23 protein-coding genes are annotated in these 26,037 nt (G+C 56.3%); 8 read left to right on the top strand and 15 right to left on the bottom strand.

Translation table 11 applies throughout. The features are described 5' to 3' along the window. The first annotated feature begins 25 nt into the window (after positions 1-25). The 6 genes from efeO (at position 26) to nagA (ending at position 7,877) form a co-directional block, all read left to right on the top strand. On the top strand, positions 26-940 hold the full coding sequence (gene efeO, locus MKY64_RS00990) for an iron uptake system protein EfeO (protein WP_340950490.1): 915 nt from the start codon (positions 26-28) through the stop codon (positions 938-940). A 4-nt stretch (positions 941-944) separates the two neighbouring features. Then, on the top strand, positions 945-2,294 hold the full coding sequence (gene efeB / locus MKY64_RS00985) for an iron uptake transporter deferrochelatase/peroxidase subunit (RefSeq protein ID WP_340950487.1): 1,350 nt from the start codon (positions 945-947) through the stop codon (positions 2,292-2,294). Between the two features lie 336 nt (positions 2,295-2,630). Continuing rightward, complete coding sequence (locus MKY64_RS00980; protein ID WP_340950485.1) at positions 2,631-4,469, top strand: FTR1 family iron permease; 1,839 nt, start codon at positions 2,631-2,633, stop codon at positions 4,467-4,469. Between the two features lie 620 nt (positions 4,470-5,089). Next, positions 5,090-5,968, top strand: a complete 879-nt coding sequence (locus MKY64_RS00975) for a MurR/RpiR family transcriptional regulator (RefSeq protein ID WP_036727152.1) — start codon at positions 5,090-5,092, stop codon at positions 5,966-5,968. After that, positions 5,968-6,696, top strand: a complete 729-nt coding sequence (gene nagB / locus MKY64_RS00970; RefSeq protein WP_036727151.1) for a glucosamine-6-phosphate deaminase — start codon at positions 5,968-5,970, stop codon at positions 6,694-6,696. Before MKY64_RS00975 ends, nagB begins: the two co-directional genes overlap by 1 nt. Next, positions 6,684-7,877: an N-acetylglucosamine-6-phosphate deacetylase gene (gene nagA, locus MKY64_RS00965; RefSeq protein ID WP_340950483.1), complete on the top strand. Its 1,194-nt coding sequence runs from the start codon at positions 6,684-6,686 to the stop codon at positions 7,875-7,877. Before nagB ends, nagA begins: the two co-directional genes overlap by 13 nt. 193 nt (positions 7,878-8,070) lie before the next feature. Here the strand turns inward: nagA and MKY64_RS00960 are convergent, their stop codons facing one another. Next, positions 8,071-8,814, bottom strand: a complete 744-nt coding sequence (locus MKY64_RS00960; RefSeq protein WP_340950482.1) for a YhcN/YlaJ family sporulation lipoprotein — start codon at positions 8,812-8,814, stop codon at positions 8,071-8,073. 189 nt (positions 8,815-9,003) lie between these two features. On the opposite strand from MKY64_RS00960, the gene MKY64_RS00955 reads away from it, so the two are divergent. Further along, positions 9,004-10,074, top strand: a complete 1,071-nt coding sequence (locus MKY64_RS00955; protein ID WP_340950481.1) for a glycosyltransferase family 4 protein — start codon at positions 9,004-9,006, stop codon at positions 10,072-10,074. A gap of 105 nt (positions 10,075-10,179) precedes the next feature. Here the strand turns inward: MKY64_RS00955 and MKY64_RS00950 are convergent, their stop codons facing one another. The 11 genes from MKY64_RS00950 to MKY64_RS00900 form a co-directional block, all read right to left on the bottom strand. Further along, positions 10,180-11,223 (bottom strand): glycosyltransferase family 4 protein, encoded by a 1,044-nt coding sequence (locus MKY64_RS00950; protein ID WP_036727146.1) that lies wholly within the window; start codon positions 11,221-11,223, stop codon positions 10,180-10,182. Beyond that, positions 11,220-11,942, bottom strand: a complete 723-nt coding sequence (locus tag MKY64_RS00945) for a glycosyltransferase family 2 protein (RefSeq protein ID WP_036727144.1) — start codon at positions 11,940-11,942, stop codon at positions 11,220-11,222. The genes MKY64_RS00950 and MKY64_RS00945 overlap by 4 nt, the downstream gene beginning before the upstream one ends. Before the next feature lie 24 nt (positions 11,943-11,966). Then, complete coding sequence (locus MKY64_RS00940) at positions 11,967-12,542, bottom strand: class I SAM-dependent methyltransferase (RefSeq protein WP_036727142.1); 576 nt, start codon at positions 12,540-12,542, stop codon at positions 11,967-11,969. Between the two features lie 71 nt (positions 12,543-12,613). Further along, positions 12,614-13,330, bottom strand: coding sequence for a glycosyltransferase (locus MKY64_RS00935; protein ID WP_036727141.1), 717 nt, complete (start codon positions 13,328-13,330; stop codon positions 12,614-12,616). Continuing rightward, the gene (locus MKY64_RS00930; protein ID WP_340950480.1) at positions 13,327-14,322 is read right to left on the bottom strand and encodes an NAD-dependent epimerase/dehydratase family protein; all 996 of its coding nucleotides are present in this window, start codon (positions 14,320-14,322) and stop codon (positions 13,327-13,329) included. Before MKY64_RS00930 ends, MKY64_RS00935 begins: the two co-directional genes overlap by 4 nt. Beyond that, positions 14,319-15,158: a dTDP-4-dehydrorhamnose reductase family protein gene (locus tag MKY64_RS00925; protein ID WP_036727137.1), complete on the bottom strand. Its 840-nt coding sequence runs from the start codon at positions 15,156-15,158 to the stop codon at positions 14,319-14,321. The genes MKY64_RS00930 and MKY64_RS00925 overlap by 4 nt, the downstream gene beginning before the upstream one ends. Further along, positions 15,155-16,141, bottom strand: a complete 987-nt coding sequence (locus MKY64_RS00920; RefSeq protein ID WP_036727136.1) for a polysaccharide biosynthesis protein — start codon at positions 16,139-16,141, stop codon at positions 15,155-15,157. The genes MKY64_RS00925 and MKY64_RS00920 overlap by 4 nt, the downstream gene beginning before the upstream one ends. Continuing rightward, positions 16,131-17,225, bottom strand: a complete 1,095-nt coding sequence (wecB, locus tag MKY64_RS00915; RefSeq protein ID WP_036727134.1) for a non-hydrolyzing UDP-N-acetylglucosamine 2-epimerase — start codon at positions 17,223-17,225, stop codon at positions 16,131-16,133. The genes MKY64_RS00920 and wecB overlap by 11 nt, the downstream gene beginning before the upstream one ends. A gap of 51 nt (positions 17,226-17,276) precedes the next feature. Beyond that, positions 17,277-18,815, bottom strand: a complete 1,539-nt coding sequence (locus tag MKY64_RS00910; RefSeq protein ID WP_340950479.1) for a glycosyltransferase family 4 protein — start codon at positions 18,813-18,815, stop codon at positions 17,277-17,279. Between the two features lie 178 nt (positions 18,816-18,993). Further along, entirely contained in the window at positions 18,994-20,145 is a 1,152-nt protein-coding gene (locus MKY64_RS00905; protein WP_340950478.1) for a CgeB family protein, read from the bottom strand. 32 nt (positions 20,146-20,177) lie between these two features. Beyond that, the gene (locus MKY64_RS00900; RefSeq protein WP_036727132.1) at positions 20,178-21,275 is read right to left on the bottom strand and encodes a glycosyltransferase family protein; all 1,098 of its coding nucleotides are present in this window, start codon (positions 21,273-21,275) and stop codon (positions 20,178-20,180) included. 253 nt (positions 21,276-21,528) lie between these two features. Here MKY64_RS00900 and MKY64_RS00895 point away from each other — a divergent pair, with 253 nt between their 5' ends. Then, positions 21,529-22,293, top strand: coding sequence for an AAA family ATPase (locus MKY64_RS00895; RefSeq protein ID WP_036727130.1), 765 nt, complete (start codon positions 21,529-21,531; stop codon positions 22,291-22,293). 93 nt (positions 22,294-22,386) lie between these two features. Here the strand turns inward: MKY64_RS00895 and MKY64_RS00890 are convergent, their stop codons facing one another. The 3 genes from MKY64_RS00890 to MKY64_RS00880 form a co-directional block, all read right to left on the bottom strand. Beyond that, positions 22,387-22,560 (bottom strand): aspartyl-phosphate phosphatase Spo0E family protein, encoded by a 174-nt coding sequence (locus MKY64_RS00890; RefSeq protein ID WP_076082320.1) that lies wholly within the window; start codon positions 22,558-22,560, stop codon positions 22,387-22,389. A 116-nt stretch (positions 22,561-22,676) separates the two neighbouring features. Next, complete coding sequence (wsfD, locus tag MKY64_RS00885) at positions 22,677-24,089, bottom strand: glycan biosynthesis hexose transferase WsfD (RefSeq protein WP_340950475.1); 1,413 nt, start codon at positions 24,087-24,089, stop codon at positions 22,677-22,679. Between the two features lie 9 nt (positions 24,090-24,098). Next, positions 24,099-25,997 (bottom strand): LTA synthase family protein, encoded by a 1,899-nt coding sequence (locus tag MKY64_RS00880; RefSeq protein ID WP_339311413.1) that lies wholly within the window; start codon positions 25,995-25,997, stop codon positions 24,099-24,101. Positions 25,998-26,037: the final 40 nt, after the last annotated feature.

Here is a 26,037-nt window from a genome sequence, read left to right as displayed (position 1 = left end):
TAAATGAAAAGGGGTATCCATACAGATGAAAATAGGCTATGCAGTACCCGCAGGTTTGCTTGCGGCTTCCCTCCTGTTTGCCGGCTGTGCAGGCAAGGACAACAGTAATAACGATGGCAACAACGGCAACAGTGGTAACAACTCAGGGAATAATGCTGCAGCCCAGGCAGGCAGCGGGGCAGAAAGTGTAGCGAAGGCCGGAGGTGAGACGAATGCAGATTTCACCACTGCCATCGATGAATACCGCAAATACGTCATTGAACAATGCGATGCGTTCGTTAAGCAGACCGAGGGCTTCACGGATGCTGTCAAGGCGGGCAAGCTGGATGAAGCCAAGGTGCTGTATGCTCCGGCACGCATGCATTATGAGCGGATCGAGCCGATCGCTGAAGCGCTTGGGGATCTGGACCCGAACATTGATGCCCGTGAGAATGATGTAGATGCTGCGGACTGGCGCGGCTTCCATAAGATTGAACAGGCTCTCTGGCAGAACAATACAACGGAGGGCATGACGGATGTCGCGGACCGCCTGCTGAAGGATGCGCAGCTGCTGCGCGCCAAGGTGGAGACGGCCGGAATCGATGCCAATCTGCTCGTTACCGGGGCTGTTGAGCTGCTGAATGAGGTCTCCTCCTCCAAAGTAACGGGGGAAGAGGAGCGTTATTCCCATACGGATTTGTATGATTTTGTGGCGAATGTGGAGGGGGCCCAGAAGATCTATGAGCTGCTGAAGCCGGAGCTGGCCAAAAAAGACCCGGCCCTTGAGCAAACCATCGGCGAGCGGTTCACCGCCTTAATGAATGAGCTGGCGCCGTTCAAATCGGGGGAGGGCTACGTCTCTTACGAAACGCTCAAACCGGAGGAGGTCCGCAGGTTAAGCCAGAACCTCGACGCCTTGGCTGAGCCGCTATCCAATATGGGAACGATTCTGGGAGTGTGACGATATGAACAAGAAAGATAAGAATTCCCGGAATAAGGCTGACGCGGATCACGGGATTCCTGCGCCGGAGACCAAACTGTTCAACACCAAATTCAGCCGCCGCGATATGCTGCGGCTGACCGGTGCCTCGGGTCTCGGGCTGCTGCTCGGCGGAGGCGGTGTGGGCGGCATTATGGCGGCACGCCAGGCAGCAGGACGGGCGGTCCCGGCCGCCGCAGCCTCCGGGCAGAATGAAGAACAGGCGGATACGATCCCCTTCTACGGCAAGCACCAGGCGGGGATTCTTACCCCTGCGCAGAATTTTCTGTGCTTCGCTTCATTTGATGTGACGACTACCAAGGTCAGTGATCTGAAAAAACTGCTGGAGGACTGGACTGCCGCCGCCGCTGCCCTGACCTCGGGTACGATGATCGGCACGGCGAACGACAAGCCCAATCTCCCGCCTACTGACACCGGCGAGGCGGACGGCCTCACCCCTTCCAAGTGCACGCTTACCTTCGGGGCAGGTCCGGCCCTGTTCGACAGCCGCTTCGGCCTCTCCGGCAAACGGCCCGCCTCCTTCACCGAGCTCCCGGCATTCACAGGGGACAGCCTGGAGCCGCAGTGGTGCGGCGGCGATCTCTGTGTGCAGGCCTGCGCGGACGATATGCAGGTGGCGTTCCATGCCATCCGCAATCTCGCCCGTATCGCCAGGGGTACGGCGGTGCTGCGCTGGACCCAGGAAGGCTTCCAGCGCAGCGGCAGCGCCGATCCGTCAGGCGGCACCCCGCGTAATCTGCTTGGCTTCAAGGACGGTACGGGGAATCCGGACGTTACCGATGAGACGCAGATGCGAAATATCGTCTGGAGCGGCAGCGCCGATGGCCCGGCCTGGATGAACGGGGGCACGTATCTTGCGGTGCGGCGCGTACGGTTCCGTATTGAGGTCTGGGACCGCTCCTCGCTGAGCGATCAGGAAGCCACCTTCGGGCGGCACCGGCAGAGCGGTGCACCGATTGGAGCCGGAGATGAATTCGCCGAGCTGAATCTGGCAGCAGCCGATGCCAGCGGCAAGCCCGTCATTCCGCCGGATTCCCATTCCGCCCTCGCTCATGGGGACGGCTCGGTCAAGATTCTGCGGCGCTCCTACTCCTATTCCAGCGGCATGGATCTCAAGACCGGACAGCTTGATGCCGGTCTGGTGTTCATCAGCTTCCAAAAGGATCTGATGAAGCAGTTCGTCAGCATCCAGCAGCGCCTTGCGAAGAATGACCGGCTGAATGAATACATGGTTCACACCGGCAGCGCCGTCTTCGCCTGCTTCCCGGGTGTACGGGAAGGCGGATATATCGGGGAGCTGCTGCTCGAGGGATGAAATGCCTAGGCTGTGACCGGTGACGCTGAGGAAGCAGGAGCTATGGGGATTGCGAGGCCGAAAGCGCAGCGGCGATTCGGGGACCGGAGAGGACGGAAAGGTAGCTGATCGTTACGGACTGAGAGGCCTTTATTTTCTCTTTTCGAGCATATTCAGCTACTCCAACGGACTGCACGGCGCTTATTTCCGCTACAGCGGGCGTTTTCCTCCCAATTATTTGTACATAAGCTCCACTGAGTCCGTTTAACTTGCAGAAACGTTAATATTACTAAAATAGGCGCAGCTGAGTCCGTTGCAATTGACCCCTCCTCGCTAAACTTGAAGGGAATGATCCCGATGATGATCACGGTTACACATAGTCCATGGCGGCCGATCAGGGCAGTGCTGCTGCTCCTCTGCCTGCTTGTGCTGCTCCCCGGCGCGCCGGCTTCTGCGTCAGGCGCGCCGGCTTCTGCGTCAGGCGCGCCGCTGGATGAGCTGCTGCCGCCTGTAGGCAGCGCACTGGTCGAGGCCGGCCAGAGCCGCTGGGAGGCGGCGGCGGCCGATGTTGAATCGTTCGCGGCGCTGTGGCGCAGCGCGAACGAGAGCAAGCCGGACCCGGCACTCGCCGGTCCGGCTGCTGAGGTGGACGCCGCGCTGGACGCCGCGGCGGAAGCCTTGGCGGGCGGCGGCGGAGCGCCCGCCAAGGCGGCCCTGTCCACGCTCGCCCGCAGCGTGGACGCGTTCGTCACCGCCGCCGCAGGCGAAGGCGGCGGTGACACGGGCGCCGCCGGACGCGCAGCGGCGGCGAAGCTGCTGCCCGCGGCGGAGCGCACGCGGGATGCGGCGCGCAGCGCCGACTGGGCCGCGGCGGCGGAAGCCTACCGCGCCGTGGTGAACGGCTGGACGCCAGTGGAACGCGGCATCCGGGCGGACAATCCCGCCGTCTACGGCTTGCTGGAGACGAAGATGAGCCTGCTGCGCATTGCGCTGCAGGCAGAGCCGGTCCGTGGAGAGGCCGCGCAGGCGGAAGCGGAAGCGCTGGTGACGCTGCTGTCCGGCTACAGCGAAGGCAAGGCCGTCGATACCGGTGGCGCGCCAGCGGAGCCGGCTTCCATTGAAGGGCTGATCAGCTATCTGAAGCAAGCTTCCGCCTCTGCCCAGACCGGCGACAGCACAGCAGCCGCAGATATAATGGAACAGTTCATCGCTGCCTGGCCTTCGGCCGAAGGCCAGGTCCAGCTGGCCTCACCCAAGGTCTATGCCAGCGTCGAGAACAAGAGCACCGCCGTCACCGGTTATCTGCTCTCCAGTCCTCCGAAGCTGGACCAAGCGCTATCGCTTATGGACACAATGCTCTCTGAGCTGACGCCGCTGGCCGGGGAACAGACTTATACCGCATGGGATGCGGCACTCATTCTGCTGCGCGAGGGGCTGGAGGCGATTCTTGTACTCGCCGCCCTGCTTGCCTATCTGCGCCGTGAAGCAGTACCGGCGGCCCGCCGCTGGGTCTGGTCCGGCGCGGCAGCGGGTCTGGCTGCAAGTATCGGCCTCGCCGTATTGCTGACCTATTCCCTCTCCCAAGCCGCCTCCGGTGGCGCACGCGAGCTGATCGAAGGCATCACCGGCCTCGTCGCTGTGGTCATGATGCTCACCGTCGGCCGCTGGCTGCATGGGAAATCCAGCACGGCAGCCTGGAATAAATATGTGGACCGCCAGATGCAGGGCGCTCTGGCCAAAGGAAATCTATGGTACCTGTTCTTCATCGCTGCGCTGGCCATTTTGCGCGAAGGGGCCGAGACTACGATTTTCTACGCAGGAATGGCACCGGCCATTGATACCTCTCAACTGCTGCTCGGGATTGGCAGTGCCCTTGTGGTCCTGATTATCCTCGGCTATGCCATGATTGCACTGAGCGCCAGATTGCCGGTTGCCGCCTTCTTCCGCGCTGCTACAGTGCTGATCTACTATCTGGTGTTCCGCTTCCTCGGTGAGAGCCTTCACGCCTTGCAGATCGCCGGCAAGCTGCCCGCCCATAACGGGCACAGGCTGCCTTCCATCGGCTGGCTTGGCATGTATCCGACCTGGGAGACCACCATCCCGCAGCTGCTTGTCCTCGTCTTCATCCTCTGGGAGCTGCTGCGCAGCAGACGGACTGCAAATAGGACAAAGGCTGCAAACGGGATCACGAAGTAAACATTTTTACTATAAAGAGCTGCAATCTGTGCGTGTGCTCCTCAAACACGCAGATTGCAGCTTTTTGTATCTCCTTCCATATGAGTTAGCCGTATTCCCATCCGCCAATGCATTAAGCAAAGATGAATTAGTGGAAAAACGTCACTTACTAAAAGAGTAGGATCCTTTTTAAGGATGATAGATGGAAAAACAGCAGTTAATTTTTCCGCAATCAGCTTAAAATGGAATTTGAGCAAAATTAAACAGCAAAAATCCAATTATTTTCCACGACAAACTGAATTATGAGTTAACAAGTAACAAAAATCCAACTGTTTCCTCTTACAATAATCATTCCATCCTCCTCTCCTCATTCCTTTCACCCCCACTCCCCTACCACAAATCCACCACCTCCATCTCCTTAATTCAGCCCCAGATCAGCCTTAAACCAAACTGCCTATTGCAACCTTCCGCAATTTGTTTTATCCTGAGTATGAAAATAATTTTCTTAATAAACATATGTATTGTGTAAAATAATTTCAGAAAGCGGTGCATTCGGCCAGATTAAGTATTCATTCTACATGTGCATCTTATAAGTAGAGAAAGCTACATGAATCTGAATCTATAGAAAAGAAGGTGAACGCTTGTCTCCCATTCTGCATGCTCTGGAGCATGACAAGCCCAAGCTGTCGCAAATGGAACGCAAGCTGGCTGAGCGTATTCTGGCCTCGCCCGGGGAGATTGTCCATATGGGCATCACCGAGCTGGCGGAGGAATGCGGCATCAGCACAGCGACGATTACGCGGTTCTGCAAAGCGCTGCACTTCAAGGGGTATCCCGATTTCAAGCTCAAGCTGGCGGCTGAGCTGGCGCATAGCGATGGCTCGCCGGAGACCGGCAGCTCCTCTTATCAGGACATCGTGGCCGGCAATCCGCTGCAATTCATTGTAGAGGCCATGCAGGCCAACCACCTGGCTTCGATCCGGGATACCACCTCGCTGCTGGATCTGAGCCGGCTGCAGCAGGTCATTGATCTGCTGTGCCGGGCGCGGCGGGTTGATCTGTACGGGATGGCAACCTCATCCATCGTAGCCCAGGATTTCTATCAGAAGCTGATCCGCATCGGTGTGAACTGTACCGCTTTTGCCGATTCCCATATGCAGATTACTTCCGCTTCCTCACTCTCTTCCGGCGATGTAGCCTTCGCAGTCTCTTATTCAGGAGAGACCCCGGAGACGGTGGATGCCTTAACCTGTGCGGCCGCAAGCGGCGCAGCCACGGTGTCGTTAACCTCATACGGAAGCAGTACTCTCGCTACACTCGCTGATATTCCGCTGTTCTCCTCGTCTCTTGAGCAGGGCATGCGGCGCGGTGATATGGCCTCACGGATCGCACAGCTGCACATTATCGATATTCTGTTCACCGGCATGGTCAGTACCCGGTTTGGAGATTTCATCCCCAAGCTGGAGCAATCTTATCTGAACGTCCAACATTACCGTCATAAACGGGGAGGTCAAATCTAATGAACATTTTGAAATTTCAGCATGAAGAAGATTTCGCAGCCACAGGAGCTAACCTGATCGCCAGTCTGCTGCAGAGCAATCCCAGAGCCGTTCTGGGGCTGGCTACCGGAAGCTCCCCTGTCGGGGTATACGAGAAGCTGGTGGAGATGCACCGCAAGGGCAATGTCAGCTTCGCCAAGGCATCATCCTACAACCTGGACGAATATGTCGGACTGCCTGTGGATCATCCACAGAGCTACCGGAGCTTCATGAATGAGCATCTGTTCAATCACATTGATATCGACCTGGCACGCACTCATGTGCCTAACGGAAATGCTCCGGACCTTGCGGCCGAATGCCGTGCGTATGACAAGCTGCTGGAGGATAACGGTCCGGTGGATCTGCAGATCCTAGGCATCGGCAGCAATGGCCATATCGGCTTCAACGAGCCGGATGCCAGCCTGAGCAGCGGAACACATGTGGTCGATCTGCTGGAAGAGACCCTTGAAGCCAACGCCCGCTTCTTCGAGCGTGTAGAGGATGTGCCGCGTCAGGCGGTAACAATGGGCATCGGCGGAATTCTTAAGGCGAAGCAGATTGTACTGCTTGTCCGCGGGGAAGAGAAGGCGGAAGCGGTTAAAAATGCGCTGGAGGGCCCAATCACTACCCAGTGTCCCGCCTCGCTGCTGCAGAGCCATCCAAATGTGGTCGTCCTGCTGGATGAAGGAGCCGCGAAATGGCTGAAATAAACGGTGCGCACGGAGAATTGTTGTACGGTAAGGTGCTGACTCCTGACGGAATCACCGAGCAGGGTGTAATTGCCGTAGCGGATGGCTTGATTCAATATGCCGGAGAAGCCTCCTGGCTGCCCGCAGCCTATGAGAGCTGGCAGACAGTCACCCGGGAGCCGCAAGGTCTGCTGATCCCCGGATTCGTCGATGTGCATGTGCACGGCGGAGCCGGACATGACTTCATGTACAGCGATGCAGATGCGCTTGACGATATCACACGGTTCCATGCCTCACACGGGACGACCTCTATGCTTGCTACAACCATGACGGCTGCCAAGGCAGACATCGATCAGGTGTTAGCTGAGGTGGATGCTTATCGTTCCCGTGAAGGCGGCATGCCTTATGCAAGGCTGGCAGGTGTACATCTGGAGGGACCGTTCATCAGCGTGAGATGGCCAGGAGCGCAGAATCCTGAGCACATTGTTCCGGCTAATATAGAATGGCTGGAGGAATGGGAGGAAAAGTATCCGGGAATGATCCGTCAGGTCACCCTGGCTCCTGAGCGTGAAGCTGCTCTGGAAGCTATCCAGTGGCTGCGCAAGCATGGCATTACGGCTGCGCTCGGCCACACAGATGCCACATTCGAGCAGGTGATTACCGCTGCCGATGCCGGGCTGAACCAGGCGGTACACATGTTCAATGCTATGACGCCGCTGCATCACCGCAAGCCGGGAACGGCCGGTGCCGTCCTGTTCGATCCCCGGATCAGAGCAGAGGTCATTGCCGACGGCATCCATGTTCATCCGGCAGCCATCAGCCTCATTACCCGGCTCAAAGACAATCATAATCTGCTGCTGATCACAGATGCCATGTCAGCAACCGGACTCAGCGACGGAGAATATGCCATAGGTGATCTGCCTGTGATCGTCAAGGACGGCATAGCCACGCTGAAGGAGCACCCCGAAGCGCTGGCCGGCAGCACACTGACGATGATTAGCGGGTTCCGTTATCTGGTTCAGGAGGTTGGTCTCAGTCTGCTGGAAGCCTCACAGGCTGCCAGCCTTAATCCGGCGCTGTCGCTCGGCATGCAGCGGTCTATCGGAACGCTTGAGGCAGGGAAGCGCGGCGATATTCTGCAGCTGGATCAAGACCTGAACCTGCGGGGCGTATGGATCGGCGGACGCAAGCTGGAGGCCTAATCCGGATAAGACACAGCTTTGTATTCGTATAAACGCAGGCAATGCAGCCCTCTTACCCGGCTTTCCGGGTGAGAGGGCTGCATTGTTTGTATCTGTCGTCATTCACTTTTGCCCTGCTGTGCCGTCATTTGAATAAGCCTCATATCCCTCTGGAATACTATCTTCATTCAAGGCACTATGCTGTAGCACCTGCTTACTGTCCGCTGCGCGCAGGGAAAATCCGTTCCGCCATGATGCGGAATTCATTCGCGAAGCCTCTAAGCGGATGTCCGGCACGGAATTCCCGGGCATAATAATCGGCCCGTTCCACGAAATCCGGGTTCGCCGAGACATAGACATTGCTGACGTATGTGTTGCCTTTTTTAACCTCTGCGGCGATTTTGTTCTTGATCTCCCCCGGAAGCGTGTCTTTATCATCCCCCATACTGCTTCTGGACATCAGCCCGTTATTGCCGTTCCCCGGATAATCTTCGGGAGCCGCCATACCTGTACCGCCAATGGTTCCAGTGCCTGTCAGACTTCCCGGAATGCCGGCCATGGAGCCGCCTGTTCCCGTCATTCCCGGAACCCCCGCAGCAGTTCCTCTTCCGGTAGCTTTGTCGCGGGTGGTACTCCGGGTGTGAACCTTGCCCGAAGCATCCTCCAGCATTACAGCGACATAAGCGCTTCTGCCAACCATAATAACGTTAGTTGAACGGACTTCCCGCATCGCCGCAACACGGTCAGCCAATTCCTTGCTCATCTCCATGCTGCCGAAGTCATCGTCACGGTTCATGTCCCGTGAGGAGTTCACGTGGATTCGCCCGTCTGTCCCCCGTACACTTTTCGTCTGCATATTGCCGCTATCTGCCGAATGGCCGGCACCGCAGCCGGTCATACTTATGGTGCCGAGCAGCAAGGCTGCAGACACGGACAAGCCTAATTTCGATCGCAACATTCCTTCATCCCCCATCACAGAATAATGTAGTGTAGTGTGACAACCCTTAGCATGGCTCCTCCGCTGCCCGGTTATCCAGAAAGGATTTGGCAGAGCTGCCCCCATAGTCACATGTAAGAGAACTCCGGCGTATCTTATATAACAGCAGACTGTGTTTCTCCGCGAGAGTCCAGATCAGGAGGGGTAAGCTTGAGAATTCTATTTACGTTTTATGTACCGAGCGGCGGGGTTGAGACCCTGAACAGACTGCGGTGTGAGAGCCTTCAGAAGAACGGCATCGAATGCCATGTGCTCTATCTCATGCCGGGGTCCGGCACCCACAATAGTGTAAGCTTCCCGGTATTTGTCACGAACCAGGATGAAGAGATCAGAACGGTACTGAATACCCATCATTATGACGCCATTATCGTAACCTCCGATTATCTGCTGCTGGAACGCCTGCGCCGGCTGGGGTATGGCGGCATCCTGATCTACGAGTCCCAGGGTCTGGGAACACGAAGCGAAGCCCGCAATGTGATTATAGAGTCCGTGCCTTATCTCCAAGCCTTCTGCAATGCCGTGCTGATTCCCCCCACCGATCATTTACTGGAGCTGTTTATCGAGATCTGCCCCTGGCTACAGCGCTATGTTATTCCGAACCTCGTGGATGTACAAGGATTCCGTTATATCCCAGCCGAGGCACCCGTTGATCCTGTCATCGCCTGGGTAGGGCGGCTGGAATCCAACAAGAATTGGAGCGAGTACCTGAAGATTGCCCACCATATCCGTAAAGCGAAACCTAACCTGCATCTCTGGATGTTCCATGATCCGAGCTTGGCCTCCGATGACCAGAAGGCAGCATTCGATGAAGAGCTGCATGCTCTTGGCCTGAATGACCGGCTGAATGTGTTCACAAATATGCCTAACCAGATGATGCCTGTCTACTATTCATCGATTGCTGCTTCAGGAGGCTTCCTGCTGTCCAGCTCTGTCACAGAAGGCTTCGGATATGCCGTAGCTGAGGCTGTCTGCTGCTCCTGTCCTGTACTCAGTACGGATTCCGACGGGGTCAGATCCTTCATCACCCATAATATTACCGGCAAATTCTATCCGCTTGGCAATGTGGAGGCAGCTGTGAACGAAGGCCTGGAGCTGATGAATAACATTCCGCTACGTGAAGCCATTTGCTATCAGGGCCGCCAGCATATGGTTACGCATTTCGGATTCGATCAGTATGCGCATTCCTTCCGCGAGATGATGAATTCCTTCTCTATCTTCTAACTATTGCAAGCTTCATATCCCCTGTATTCCGGCAAAAAACCTTCAACCCCCAGCATCAGCCGGGGGTTGAAGGTTTCTCTGTGTATGGCATTCTGCCCTGAGGCGTTACGTACCTTGTCTGGACACCATCTCAAACAGCTCAGCCTGGAAAATCTTCACGCTTCTCTCCCAGGTAAACTGCAAGGAATCCCGCTCTCCTCTGGCAGCCAGACGCCGGCGAAGCTCCTGGTCCTTAATGAGCGTCACGATATCCGCAGCAAGACGGTTCTCATGCCGATACGACATCAGGCAGTTCTGCCCGTGTGCGCAGTATTCGAGGTTCCCTCCTGAATATACGGTGACCAGCGCCGCACCGCAGCGCATCGCCTCCAGCCCCGGCAACGAACCGGCGTCATTGGTACTTGAGCTGACAAAAATATCTGTCTCATTATAATGATAAGCCAGCTCATTGTCATTGCCGGGTGTCCTAAGCTGATAGCGACCGGTGTTGAGCAAGGCCTGCAGACTCAACGAGGCCGCAAATTCAGCAGGAGGGGTCATAATATAGATCTCCACCTCAGGATGAAGCCGCTTGACCATATCAAGCTGCTGAATCAGATATTCCTGCTCTCGGTGGCCGGAGAATCCGCCTTCTGGGCGCCGCATAATGGCCGAGATGATCAGCGGCCGGTCCGGAGTGTCGCGTAAATGCGTATTATGGAAATCCGAATCAACACCGACCGGAACAATTCTGCCCTTAATGCCATGATTGATCCGTATGACCTCCTGCTGCCAGCGCGACAGTACAAGCAGGTTGCGGGTAATGCCGTAGGAAGCAAACGACTGATTATTATCCGGTAGGAAATTCGGCTCATAGCATAAAGCCAACCGGATATGCAGCCCCTTGCCCTGCCGGCTGGCCCGCTCGGCAACCGGAACGGTTGTATAATAATTGGAGATAATTACATCCCCATAAGGAAAATCATGTTCCGTAAGTACCGTAGCGGGTGCAGTAATAATCGGACATTTCATCTCATATTCAACAAAGCCATGGCTGGGCAAAAGAACAACGACCTCATGGCCAATTTCAGCCAGACGGTTAGCCAGTTCGGTTATCATCCGCTGCGCGCCGCCTCTGGATAAGGTCAGAACCGGAAAGGTCAGTCTCAATTCCTTCTCTCCTTTCTCAGCAGCTCCGTCAATTTACCCCTGTGCATGAACTGCACCTTGGCAATTTCCCGGTTCTGCGCTTCGCTGTGCAGGACCGAGCCCATCTCATTATGGACGCGGTAATCCAGCAGCGGCTCTTCTATATAAGACCACTCATAATGAGGCAGAATCCGCAGCCACATATCATAATCCTGTGTATACAGGAGGGTCTCATTAAACATACCGACCCTAGAGAGGATCTCCATATCTAACAGCACCGTGCTGCCGTTCACCGGACAGCCGGACATCATGGTCTGTATGAGGGCCGGCCTGCTCCAGGCCGGCATTCGGACTATATCGGAGAACCGCTGCCCGTACTCATTAATATAGTAGTAAGCCGTATGATTGAAGGAGGTGCCCGAGCTGCGGATGGATTCTATCTGCCGTCTGATTTTATCGGGATGAAACAGATCGTCCGCGCTTAACCAGGCAAAATAAGCTCCGCTTGCCACCTCGATTCCCTTATTGAGGGCCGAGCCAGTCCCTCCGTTGGTCTTGCGGACATACACAATCCGGCTTCTATAGGCGTCAAGCTTCTCCGTATGGAGCGTTGAGCCGTCATCCACCACGATCAGCTCAATATCCGTGTAGCTCTGGGCCAGCACGCTTTCGACTGCCAGAGATACGTAAGGACAATTATAGAACGGAATTACCACCGAGACCTTGGTCTTCTGATTCATGCCCCGGCCTCCTCCCTGAGTCATTTATACGGTCTTGCAGGCGAGCAGGGCGTCCAGCGGAGCGTGATTCTCACCGAAGGCTTCCCGGAATGAAGGATTCTCCGCATGGTGAAAGCCCTTCAGTACAGTTACAGCGTAGCCCAGCTTCAGAAAATCCTCAGGCTCCCAGCCGCTCCAGTGTTTCTGGTAATACTCTCCATGCAGATTGAAATGGTCCTTTCCCTCCTGCGGGAAGAAGCCCCGCGGTGTAAATACGACGACACGGTTCGCAGCGATGAGCTCTGCCTTACGCAGCAGTTCCATGCCTTCACTCATCGAGAAATGCTCCAGCGAATCGATCAGAGTAACCGCAGAGAAGGTTCCCGGCAGGAACAGCTTATCGATATGACCGGCATCGGCATGAACCGGAATGATATGGGGAGCCTTGTATTTGCGGTGCAGCAGATAAGGCCTGTGGATATCCAGCCCCAGCACCACAGCGGCTTCATACCGCTCCAGCAGCGTACCGGTACCGCTGCCGATATCCAGTATACTCTCGGAGAATTTCAGCTGCTCCAGCAGGACCGGCAGGAAGTCTTTCACTTCGATTTCCCGGTACATATGCTCTCCCTCCTAAGCGTTAGTTGCCTGACCTTGGGCTGTGCTGCAGTGCCGGCTGTGCGCTCCGGCAGCTAGCCGCCCATGGAGGCAATCAGGGCGCTTAACGGAGCGTGATAACGGGCACTGGTTGCTGCAGCTTCAGCCATAATGACATCGTAGTGTCTGAGCGTGCCCATTCCCTCATGCCGGCGGTAAGCCGTCAAGGACTGGTTCAGCATCACCGGTGCATAACCGTTCAGAATCGCCCGGTACCACAGATCATAATCATGGGTATACGGCAGTGCTTCATCGAACATCCCGATGGCTCCGAAGATCTCCCGCTTGAACATCACCGTACAGCCGTTGATGGGATTGCCGTACAGGAAGCAGCGCAGATATTCAAGCTGGTTCGGGAATACGGCCGCAGCATTCAGCTCCATAGCCTGCGAGTTTCCGTTAATGTAATTGAAGTTGGTGTACGAGATCAGCAAACGGTTCTGTTCCATGAACAGAACCTGATTATTGATCTTGTCACGATAGAACATATCATCCGAGCTGAGCCAGACTACATAATCTCCCGTGGCATGCGCAATACCGTGGTTAAGTGCCGAAGCGGTGCCGCCGTTGGCCTTGCCCAGATAGTGAATGTAGGGCAGATAAGGGGTAATCCGCTCTGCATGCAGAGTTGAACCGTCATCCACTACGATAATCTCATAAGGCTGCCAGGATTGGCTTATGGCGCTCTGCAGCGCCTGCTCAATATAAGGGCAATTGTAAAAAGGAATAACTACGGATACTCTGGGCTTCATAACAACCTTCCTTCCTTACCGGCCCTTGTATAGCCGATAATATCCGCCAGCGAACGGTCCAGCGCAATCTCCGGCATCCAGCCGGAAATAACAGCATAGTCCCCCGATTTTTCAGGCGGTACCTTACTATCAGCAGATTCAAATGGAGGCTTCGCCGGAACGGCAGGTGTCGGGGAAGGATTGCCCCGACTGTGCTCCTCCTGCGGGCCCCAGTCCATCGCAACCGGAGCTGCGGCATGGGTCAGCAGCTTCGCCGCAACCTCCCCCAGCTCCCGCTCTGTCCCGGAATCAATGCGGTAGATCCTTCCTGTCTCGCCCGAATCCAGAATGAAGCCATAGGCCCTGACCGCATCACGCACATCCAGAAAGTCACGCAGCGCATGGCGCGAGGAGAGCCGAAACGCAGCAGGTGCAGCCGATCCGGTTACAGCGGCTGCTTCACTGCGCACAATATGCTGTGCCAGCAGGGAACAGAAGCCGGTGGACGGACCCGGACCAATCAGGTTCGAGGGCTCCGCCATCAGCACCGGCTGTGCAAACAGCGTTGCCCAGGCTAGCGATACCAGCTCCTCCAGCGTCTTGCTAAGGCTATAGGGGTGGGGCGGATCTGCCGCACCCGGTCTATACTTAAGCCGGGAGCCGGCCACCAGAATACGGCTGGCCGGCTGGACACGCAGCGCCTCAAGCAAATATAGAGTAGCCATTACATTGGTTTCCATGTAGAGCAGCGGGTCCCTCCAGGACTCCGGAACCGAATTCTTGCCTGCCAGGTGCAGCACCTGATCCGGCTTCACCGCTCCAATCATTGCCGCCACAGCCCTGCGGTCCCCCAGGTCACAGACATACTGCTGAACGCCGTCCGGGAACAACTCCGCGGCTGGCTTGCGGCGGACTACAGCAGTCACCTCCGCTCCTCCGGCGGCAAAGTAGGCCACGGCATGCCTGCCGGTAAAGCCGGAAGCTCCGGTAATAAGGAGACGCCGCCCGCTCATGTCAGCAGCTCTGAGCTGCGCATAAAGTCGGCAAGCTCGCTAAGCATCCGGGGATAGGAAGGCAGCTCAATCGTGACATCGCTTCTCGTACTGATCAGCGTCCGGTCCTGAACCGGCGTCTGCTGCGGGATGATCTCAACATCCTCTTTATGAAATGCGGTCTGCATCATCTGCAGCAGCTGATATTTGCTTACGGGCTGCGGGTGGGCCAGATGAATCAGCCCGGAGAGATCCGAGTCCAGCAGGGAATCGATGGCTTTGGCCAGCTCCAGGGTGGTGACTCCATTCCACATCACGCATTCATATCCGGTTACCCGGCCTTTCTGGGCCAGAAACCATTCCATGAGGCCGATTCCGCCGGAGCGGATCTCGGGCCCGATAATGGAGGTACGGATCGTGAGATGTCCGGGATCGCGCACTTCTCCAAGACTCTTGGTGAGGGCGTAGACCGAGGTTCCATCCGCGGCATCCTCCTCCGTATATCCGCCGCGTGTTCCTTCGAACACGCAGTCGGAGCTGATATGGATGAGCCGGGCATGTATCTGGTCCGCTGCCCGCCGCAGGCGGTGGGGCAGAAATCCGTTGACATGATACGCGCCGATCCGGTCCCGTTCGGCGAATTGATTGAGTACCCCCATCGCATTAATAATGCAATGGGGGGAGACGATTTCAACCAGCTTCTCTACACCGGCGATGTCGTCGGCGTCTACATACAACCCTCCAAGATCCTTCTTATCCCGGGTTGTATGGAAGATGTGGTGCTTGCCCTGGCGGCGAAAATACTCCGCCAGCATATGACCTGCCATACCATTTCCGCCGAGAATCAGGAGCTTCACTGGAGGAACCCTCCCCGGATCAGGATATCTTTGATTTCAGCCTGCTCCATCAGATGATTCTCCGAGCTGAAGCTGCTGAAGGACACATGAGGGAAATGACGGTAATGCTCCTTCAGCTCCGGCATATCGAGTGTGGGCAGAATAACCAGGTACTGCTCATCGTAGACCACCGTAGTCAGGCTCTCGAAATCGCTCATCAGGATCTCATGGATTTTCTCACCCGGGCGGATGCCGGTCTCGATCATACTGACATCCGTCCGGCCGGAAGCTTCAATCAGCACATCGGCCAAATCCACGATCCGGCAGGTCGGCATGGTCATGACAAAGATCTCTCCGCCGATACTGACATCGGAAGCCTTGAACAACAGGGTAATGGCATCGCGCAGGGTGAAAAAAAACCGGGTCATGTTCATATCCGTAATCTTTACCTGTCCCTTGTCCTTGATCTGCTTCATGAACAGATGGACCACGCTGCCGTTCGTACCCAGCACATTGCCTCCGCGCACCGTAACAAACTTGGTGCCTGAGCCGATCAGATTGGCATAGACGAACAGCTTCTCACCGATGGCCTTGGTCATACCGTAGAAGTTCGACGGATTGGCCGCCTTGTCGGTAGAAATGTAGATTGCCTTCTCCACATTGTTGGCAATCGCGGCTTCGATGACATTTTGTGTGCCGACCACATTCGTCTTGAGCGCCTCGTACGGCTGGTCCTCGCAGACGGGTACATGCTTGAGCGCGGCCAGATGGAAGACATAATCCACACCGCGGCAGGCAGCCACCAGCGCATCCTTGTCACGGATATCGCCGATGATGAAGCTGAGATGCTTATCTTCAAATTCACGGCTCATGGCTACCTGTGCAGACTCACTGCGGGAGAATACGATGATTTCTTTGGGATGCTGCGGCAGCAGCTGCCGGATCAGCTCATGCCCCCAGGAACCGGTACCGCCTGTAACCAGAATCCGTTTATTATTGAACATGCAGGTTCCCTCCAAGCAGAAATTTAACTACCTTTACCGAGACACCTTGGGCAAGATACCCTTCCGGTGCCTCCCAATCGGGCTTAAGCGACGTCATCAGCACGGTGCAGCGCAGAATGCTGTTCTGTTCTACCCCGGACACTACATTACTTCCGCAATCGATAGTTTCCGGGCGTTCTGTCGTCCGGCGTATGGTCACCGTAGGCACTCCCATCAGGCAACATTCTTCTTGAACGGTGCCGCTGTCGGTAATGGCGCACAGGGCATAACGTTCCAGATGAACAAAGTCAAAAAATCCGAAAGGTTCGTGAAACTCCACCAGCGGGTTCATACTCAGCGGGAACTGCTCCGTAAGCTTGGAGCGTGTACGGGGATGGATGCTGCAGATCAGGCGGAGTCCCAAATGCTCAGCCACCAGGTTCAGCCCGGACATAATCTGGAGCAGCGACTCCGGATCATCGACATTCTCGGCCCGGTGGGCTGTTACCAGCAGATACCGGCCGGCTTCAAGCTTCAGCCGGGACAGGATGTCACTGGCCGCGATCTGCTCTTCGTAATGCGTAATCACCTCATGGATGGGGTTGCCGGTTAACACGATACGCTGGCTGGGGAACCCTTCGCTGAGCAGATGTCTCTTACTCTGCTGGGTATAGGGCATATTTATGGTGGAGACGGCATCTATGACACGGCGGTTTTTCTCCTCCGGCACTTTCAGATCGTAACAGCGGTTGCCTGCTTCCATATGCACCACAGGGATGCCCATCCGCTCGGCCAGAATGGCACATAGCGCACTGTTGGTATCCCCCAGCAGCAGCACGCGGTCCGGCTGCTCTTGAAGCAGAATGCTCTCCAGACTGCCGAACATGGCGGCCAGCTGACCCCCGAGTCCGGCCTGCTTATCCTGCAGCACGTAGTCCGGTGCGCGGAGTCCCAGCTCAGCGAAGAATACCCCGCTGAGGCTGGCCGTGAAATTCTGTCCCGTATGCACCAGCACATGCCGCTCCGCATACCGGTCCAGCAGCGGAATGATAACGCTAAGGCGGATGATCTCGGGCCGCGTGCCCAAAATCGTCATGATCTTCATGGGTTCACTCCCCTTTGATTATGGCCTGCCCTTAGGAACCGGGCAGGCTGCTCAGGATGCCTTACGCCGCCGCTTGCTCCGGCGGCTTCCGGCCTGGCCCGCGCGGCGCTTCTTGCCGCCGCTGCTGGCCCGACGGCGCGAGGAGCCTGCCGCGCGCTTCTTGCGGCGCGGGCGCGTTCCCGCCGCGCCGCTCCGGGACTTGGCGCGGCGCAGCCTGCCGCGCCGCAGCTTCGCGGCCCGCAGCCGTGCGGCGCGGCGCCCGGTCTTTCCCCGTGTCGGCTGTGCCGCGGGGGCGCTCTTCCCGCCCGCCGGCGCAGCTGCGGGCGGGGCTTCCGGGCCGCCGATGAGCTGCGGCGGCTGGAGGCAGTAGCGGAGATGCCACCTCTCCGCTAAGCCTTGCAGCCGGACGCGGTAAGCCGCCGGGCCGTAGACGGCCTCGATGCGCTCCCGCGCCTGCCGGCCAATGCCGGCCGCCATCGCCTGGTCGACCAGCAGCGCGTTCACCCGCCCGGCCAGCGCATCCATGTCTCCCGCAGGCACTAGCAGCTCGCCGCAGCCTGCGGCGTCCAGAATCTCCCGCAGGCCGCCGGAATCATAAGCGACAACCGGCTTGCTGAAGGCATAGCCCTCCAGGGCGGTCATGCCGAAGCCTTCCCGGATCAGGCTGGGAACAACAAGCAGATCCATCGCGCAGTAAGCGGCCGGCAGACATTCTTCGTACCCGACAAACCGGAAGCGTGAGGTCAGACCCTCCAGCTTCACCTTGCGGACACAGCGCTCATAGTAGCTTTTATCCCCGGGAGTCCCAACTACGAGATAGCGGGCAGCCGGATGCTGCTCATGCACCAGAACCGCCATCTTGACGAAATGCTCCAGCCCCTTCTCCTTATTAATGAAGGAAGAGACATAGCCGATCAGCGGGTCCCCCGGGGCGATCTTCAGCTCACTCCGCCGTTCCCCGCGCAGCTTGCTCCAGGCCTCGAACATCAAATCCGCGTCACTCCATGACGGAGGAAGCTGGGTCACTTTGCTATCGCGGATCTCCTCGGGGAAGCATGCTGCCGCTGTCTGTGAAATCGCAAGAATCTCATCGCTGTTGTTGTGGATCAGCTCTACGCTGATCGGGGTGAACTCGTTGTCTGTAATGGTCTCCGAGATCTTCCAGATCACTGGTATGCCCAGTGACTTCGCCGCGATTGGCGGCAGGGCATGCACACAGGTGCTGGTGATCACGAAGGACGGACGGAGCTCCGCAAGCCAGTGAGTCAGCTCATGATATTCCCGGCCCTCCTGCAGCTTGCGGATATCTGCCGGAAGACCGGCATAGGGAGTGTACACTCCATAGACCAGCGGAATAGACATCAGCCGGACTTGAAGGCCGTAGCTCCGGGCCAGCTGTGTCAGCTTCCCGTCCTGCGGGGCTACGAGGATACAATTGAAGTAAGGAGACAGCTCCCGGCTGAAGAATAACAGCAGCTTCTCCGCACCCGTAATACTGCGCGTGTTGGAGACATGGGAAAAGAGGACGATCGTCGCTTTGTCGGCCATGGTGTCTCGGCGCTCCCCTGCGAAGGGCTGTGGAGCAGCCATTCACCTCCTAAAATTTGAATGCACACAATCTACTATCACTCAGCAGTGCTCCTGCTTGGGACGGGTATATTAGCTGACAGGCTAACATCTCTGCCCGGTACTCCAGTATATTGAGGGGGCACAGATGCCGGCACGACACCTGTCCCCTGTGATACGCACATTTTGCTGACAGCCTGTTCTACGATTGCCCTGCTGGCTTACCGTAAATAATAGTGAGCAGCTGACTAAGACGTCTGGTATACGTATGATCCCTGAGCGTCCGCTCGAAGGCACGGAGGGACATCTCCCGGCGCTCTTCCTCATGCGTCAGATAGTACTGGATTTTGTCCATCAGCTCGCGTGGGCTGGAGAAGGTGTCGATCTCTTCGCCCACCTTGTAGAAGGAGCCAAGATCGTCACGGGCATCGCTGAGCTGCAGCGTGCCGCTGGCAGCAATCTCGAACGTACGCGGATTCGGCGATACGGCCGGAATATACAGTGCGTTGTTGTTGACTGCATCGTCAATGTGCGAGCGGTGAAGGTTAATCACAATCTTCGAGCCGCTGTAGGCTACAGCCGTCTCCTGGGGGGACATCCATTTGCCGATCTCAATCCGGTCGCCATAGAGCGGCGCTTCAGGCAACCGGTCCCACCAGATTCCGTTAATGACCGTGTTATAGCTCATCAGCTCCGGCATAATATCGCGGAAGAAATTAATCCGGTTCCAGTAGGCAGACCCGATGAAGCTGACCTCCCGGCTGACCGGCGAACGTCCGGTAGTCGGACGGTAATGCTCACGGTGTGCGGCAAAGGGCAGATAGTGGACCTCCGTGCAGCCAAGGCCGCGGTAGATCTCTACGCAATTACGCTCCAGTGTGAATACATAGTCATAGTGAGCCACAATCTTCATTGTGAAATCGGTGTAATACGGATCATCGGTCAGCCAGATCGCGGTCTTAATGCCCTGGCCCCGCAGAATAGCCACCTGCTCCAGCGGTAAATCCAGACCATCCAGCACCAGCACGAGGTCGGGACGCTGGGCAGAAGCCAGCTCCACCAGATTCTGCCGCACATCAGTAATCGTGACCTGAACCGTTAACCGCTGCAGTGCGAAGAGCACGGCATCATCCAGCGGTGAATACGGATAGCCCTTGCCTGAAGCCACGTACATCACATGGATATTCCTTACCGGCTGCGGCTCCTCCGGACGTCCGTCCAGAACAGCCAGACGTCCCCGCAGATATCCTTCGTCATAGCCTCCCTTGAAGCCGGTCAGACGTCCCCGCAGCTTCTCTTCCTCCGCAGGGGTTCTCGGCAACGGCGGGGCAGGCATAATAAATTCGTTGTTCATGAGTATTCGCTCCTTTTGATCCATAATGAAATTCACCCTCTTGAAGTAAGAACACCCAGTAAATGAGGCAGACGCGAAGTAAAGGTATGCCGGCGCAGCGTGGTCTGCAGTCCCCGCAGCGCATACTGCCGGCGCTCCTTGTCGTGCTTCAGGTAATAATCAATTTTGCGCTTCAGCTCATCGGCAGAAGCGAAGGTCTCCAGATCCCGGCCCGGCTTGTAGTGGATATCCAGATCCTGCCGGATATCGGTCAGCTGCATCGTCCCGCAGGCGCTGATCTCATAGGTCCGGGGATTAATGGAGAGGGACGGAAGCTGGAACGTATTCCGGTTGTCCATCCCTCCCTCCCAGGGCCGGTGGATATTAATGACCAGCTTCGCGCCGCTGTAATAATTGGCGGTCTCCTCCGGCGGGATGAAGCCCTCTCTGATGTACGGAGACAGCTCCTCGAAGTGGGCCAGCCGCTCCCAGAATCCGCCGGCGATGAGCACCTTCTTTCCCTGCAGGAAGGGGACCAGTTCATCGAACAGCTCCGTACGGTTGCGGAAGGCGTTGCCGATGAACACGACATCATAGTGATATTGCGGTCCGGTGTGGCGCGGGTAGAACATCTGGGGGTTGACGCACAGCGGAAGATAGTGCACAGACGCCGTCCCCAGCGAACGGTAGAATTCCACACAGCCCAGTTCATGCGTGAACACATAATCGTAATGCCGGCAGATGACGGATGTGTCCTCGGTGAAATAAGGATCATCCACAAACCAGATCGCCGCCGGGATACCCAGCTGTCTTATTGCCATAATTTGTTCCAGATGATTCTCCGGAAATACATGCAGCCCGTTCATCACCAGCACCGCCTCAGGCAATTCGCGCGATGCCACCTCCAGCATAGTTTCCGGAGGACAGATGATCAGCTCGCTTACCAGCAGCCGCAGCGCTTCTGCGACTCCCGCATCGATGGCCTGAAACCCCTGGGGAACATACATCAGTTTTAACGGCTGACATTCCCCCACTTCAAGGGTATTCAGGCGCTTCACGGCTTCGCACAGGCCGAGATGGTACCCTTGCAGATAGCCATCCCGGTAATCCTGTGGAAGCCCGCCTCTCTTTTTTGTTTTCACGGCCTTCACCCTGCCCCGTTATATTCTCAAGACAGTAGTACTATATGCGGAGTCAGCATCCGCCTCATGGACATCTGTCTGTATCACACCGAAATTGGCATATGCCCCCGGTCTTTCGCCCGCTTGGCCCGAACCTCTACAGAATTCATCCACTCTTGTCCATGAGTGCATGCTCTGTACTCCGATGCTTGTTCAAGTACTTTGCGGGGACAACGGGAATCATCTACAATTAGGGAAACACCTACTGAGGAGGCACTAAGATATGAGTTCAATCTATGACCCTATGCTGTATCTGCGCCATGTCGAGCTGCTGCGCGATGCGGTCCCTTCCTTCGGAAGCTATCCGTTTAATCTGCCGGTGGTAAGAACCTTGGAACGGCTTGCTTTTCAGAAACAGGTCACTTTTCTTGTAGGGGAGAACGGTAGCGGGAAGTCTACCTTGCTGGAGGGCGTTGCTGCTGCCTGGGGGTTCAATCCGGAAGGGGGGACGCTGAATTTCTCGTTTAATACCCGCGCCTCGCATTCCAGTCTCTACGAATATTTGCGGATTGCCAAAGGGGTGCGGCGGCCGAAGGACGGCTTTTTCCTGCGTGCGGAGAGCTACTACAATGTGGCTACTTACATCGATGAGCTGGATGAGGACCCCGAGGCGGGAAGACCCATTAAATCCTCCTATGGAGGGAGCTCGCTGCATGAGCAGTCGCATGGAGAATCCTTCTTCTCCACATTCGTTCACCGCTTTGGCGGACAGGGCATCTATATTCTGGACGAGCCCGAAGCCGCTTTGTCTCCCCTGCGGCAGATGTCACTGCTGGCGCGGATGCATGAGCTGGCTGCGCAGAATTCCCAGTTCATCATCGCCACCCACTCCCCGATTCTGATGTCCTATCCGGGTGCAGAGATTCTTCTGCTGAAGGGAGAGAGTATCACGCCTGTTGCGCTGGAAGACACGGATCATTATACGGTCACCCGCGCCTTCATGACGAACCGGGAGAAGATGCTCCGCGAGCTGCTGGGCGACCACTAAAATAACCACAAACATATAAATTTTAAAAAAGACACCTCCAGGCGTTGAACGCCCGAGATGTCTCTTGAATTGGCATAGCTGCTCTGTATTTCTCTAATAAAGCTGATCATCCTTCTCCGTATTACAATCACTGTATTCATTCAGGAGCGCATCCAGCTTCACCGATTGGCGGAGTACCCGGACATCCTGCATCCCGTACTCCAAGGCCAGTTTGTTCAGTTCCTGTCTTGCCTGTTCAATCTTGTCCTTGTATTCGTCATTCCCCATAGCGGCCCCCTTGTAGGATGAGGCTGTATCAAGCCATTTCCACTCTTTTACTAAAGTTCCAAACACATTGTATTCTATAATCCGCTAGGGGTCAATTAAGGGTTTGACATGACAGGTTATTTCAGCAGCCTCGTCAGCTTATGCAGCGTCCAGCCCAGCATCGCTACCGCCATCATATCGAAGCAGACATTGAACAGGAACAGATGCTTGCCGATATCCGCGCGCCCGTCACCGAGGATCGGAACCAGGAACGAGAACAGGCCGATCAGTCCCAGCAGCATCATCAGTTCTCCGGCAATCCGCCCTGCCGCCTCCCGCGTACGGAAGTATTGATAGAACACTCCGGCGTAATACACCAGATAGAAAATAACCAGGAATCCGAGGGAATGGGGCAGATGCTTGTTCTTGAGCTCGCTCCACCCGCTGTACATTCCTGCTACCGCACCCGCAGGCTTGCCCTCGCTTTTCTCATAGCTTCCGAGATAGTAGGGACGGATGGACATGCTGTTAGCACCCGCATACTTCATATTCTCTATTAACCGGCCAGGATGCTTCATATAAAAGAAAAGCACATCCTTATGCGATACACGGTCATAGAAATCCGGACCCAGCGATGGATCATCCTGCTTGATTGCCGTATCCCCCTGGAAATAATTCGTACCCGCCAGGACTTCTAGGTGCTCCGGCAGACCCAGGTCGCGAAGATCCCCGCGCACATCCGGCGATTCATTCAGAATGCCGAAGAACACCGTCTGATACAGGTTGATATGCTTAAGCTCCTTCGGCGCTGTCACGTACATAATCACTGATACCAGCGCTGTAGCCACCCCAAGCCCAAGTGCCAGCTTGCGCCAGCTGCCTGTTCCATGCAGCGTCCGCAGGCGCAGGAAGATCAGCGCGAAGGCGAGGCCGACGGGGGCATTCTGGATTTTGGAGCAGATCAGGAACAGCACGGCCACGAAGAACAGCGTAAGTCCTTTGGAGGACGGCTGCTCCTGCCCGATAAGCCTCAGACCCAGCGCGAACGTAAGCAGCATGAAGACCATCGACACGGGTTCGCCGAACAGAGAGTTGAAATAAGCCAGATAGCCGATATCGTAGAACACAAACAGCATTCCCGCACCCAGCAGCAGGCCCGTGGCATAGGAGCTCTTCGCACCCAGCTTGACGATCATCCACGTGGCAGCCAGCAGCAGCACTGCATATACCACTGCCAGAAGACGGATATCGAAGTAGCTGCCGTGAAATAAGCCCGCAAGCAGCCTTGGCACCAGCACCAGCAAAATTTGCGAGGACGGGTAGAAGCCCTTGAACAGATCATCATAAGCAAACTTAGAATGACTGTAGCTGAAGAAGCGGTCGGCATAGTCCTCCCCGGCATCAAAATAATTCAGTCCGACCGTATTCATCATCCGCAAAAAATCGCCGTTATCGGCAACGCCTGTGAAGGGCCGCACGAACAACAGATAGAGGATCAGCACAGCGCCGGCCAGCGAGATGAGGTATTCGGGTTTCCATAGTCTTTTCATAACATTCTCCTAACGCTGCGGAAGCAGCTTCACATATTCGTCAGATAAGCCCATCAGCTTCAGGATATAGTCGTAATCGCTCTGATAGGCACTGAAATCCTTCACCGGCTCATGCGTATCCAGCGAGACCGCCTCACCGTCCGAGAAGCTCTTACCGGGCACAAACAACACTTCATCATTAAAAAACGAGCCTGTCGGCAAATAATAGCGCATGCCCACCACATTACGGTCCACATTCAGCAAATCATGCCCGAACGCCGTGAACCCTTCGTCCTTCAGCGATACCCCGAGCAGATTGGCTACCGTCGGCAGCACATCCAGCTGTCCGCCGGTCCGCTCCACAACCTGTCCCTGCTTCATACCGGGCACGTGGATCACGAGCGGAATGTTGAACCGGCTGATCCGGTCATCATACTTGATGCCCAGCGCGTCCTCCACCTGCTCCGCCGGGACGTCCTTCGGCTGCAGGCCGAAATGGTCACCGTACAGCACCAGCACGGTATCCTCCCACATGCCCTGCTGCTTCAATCCGTCAATCAGTGTGCCTATCGCATAATCCGTATAGTTCACCGCGCTCAGATAATCGCCAAGCATCGTACCCTGGAGCTTGTCCGGCACCTGAATGCGGCGTAAGCTGTCCGGCACCTTGAACGGATGATGGCTGGAGGCCGTCACCAGCTGGGCGTAGAAAGGCGTACCCTTCTGATGCAGCACCGCCAGCTTCTCCACGGCAGTAGCATAGAGCTGCTCATCGGAAGCCCCGAACGAATTGAAATGGTCATTCTTGAAGGAGCCTTTGTCATAGTAGCCGTTGAAGCCAAGCGCCGGATACAGCTCATTCCGGTTCCAGAAGCCGACCTTATTCACATGGAACGTGTACGCCTCATACCCCTTATCCCGCAAAAGCCGCGGCAGTCCCGGCAGCTGCCGGTCCCCGAAGCCTGTGGACATGGCCAGCGAAGCGATCGGATAAATCGAGGTGTTGCTCATAAATTCCGCATCCGATGTATTGCCCGGACCTACCTGCTGATACACATGCGGGAAATAGAAGCCCTCTCCGGCCAGACCATTCAGCACCGGGGTCAGCTCCTGACCCTCCAGTGACTGATGCAGCGGGAAATTCTGGAACGCCTCCAGTTGGATGATGATGACGTTTTTCCCTTTTTGCGATCCGAAATGCTCAGGCAGACCGCCTGTCACAGCCTTGTATGGATAGGTAGCCTCCAGTGACTTCACCTTGGCTATCGTCTCCTGAAGATCACCGGTCCCGATGAGGCCGTTATCCTCCCGGGCCTTGATCGCTGCCACCACCTCATAATTCAGGAATCCGGCCGTCTCCGCCTGAACCAGCTCATTGGTAATTTCCCTGGCCGAATGAATCGAATACGCCGACAGCGAGCCGCCCCCTATGATTGCCACCAGCAGCACCACCAGATAGATGCTCCGGGTTCTGCTTGCAGGCTGACTGCCCCGCTGCCAGCGCATAGGGCCTCTTTTCCATCTACGGAAGAGCGAATAAATTATCACTATCAGCAGATCGGCAAAAAACAGATAATCGACCCACTCAATCGTAGATTCCACACTCTCTTTTACCTGAAAGACCTGGTTCAGCTCATAGAGCGCCAGATAGGTAGGCACCGAGCCGAAGTGATTGAAGTACACACTGGCCGCGAAGAGCAGCAGCGACAATAAGCCATTGAAGGTCCAGAAGACCCCTTTTCTCATCCGCCGAGGCGTAATTACAGCCAGCACACCTAGCAGCAGGAGCACCGGCGCCAGATCCGCAGCGATCCACTCCCAGGCAATCCGGTCAAAGAACAGCCCTCTCAACAGCAGCAGCTTCAGCCACAGCAGTCCCGCCACGATATAGAAATGCACCTGCGCAGACGCAGGTTTGCCCTCTCTCATTGCCATCCCCTCTTACTCTCTTCATTAATAGTGGTGTAAA

Source organism: Paenibacillus sp. FSL R7-0210, assembly GCF_038009085.1.
GTDB classification, from domain to species: Bacteria; Bacillota; Bacilli; order Paenibacillales; family Paenibacillaceae; genus Paenibacillus_AQ; species Paenibacillus_AQ silagei.
The sequence above is the reverse complement of the archived record's forward strand: the minus strand, read 5'-3'. Positions and strand labels throughout refer to the sequence as shown.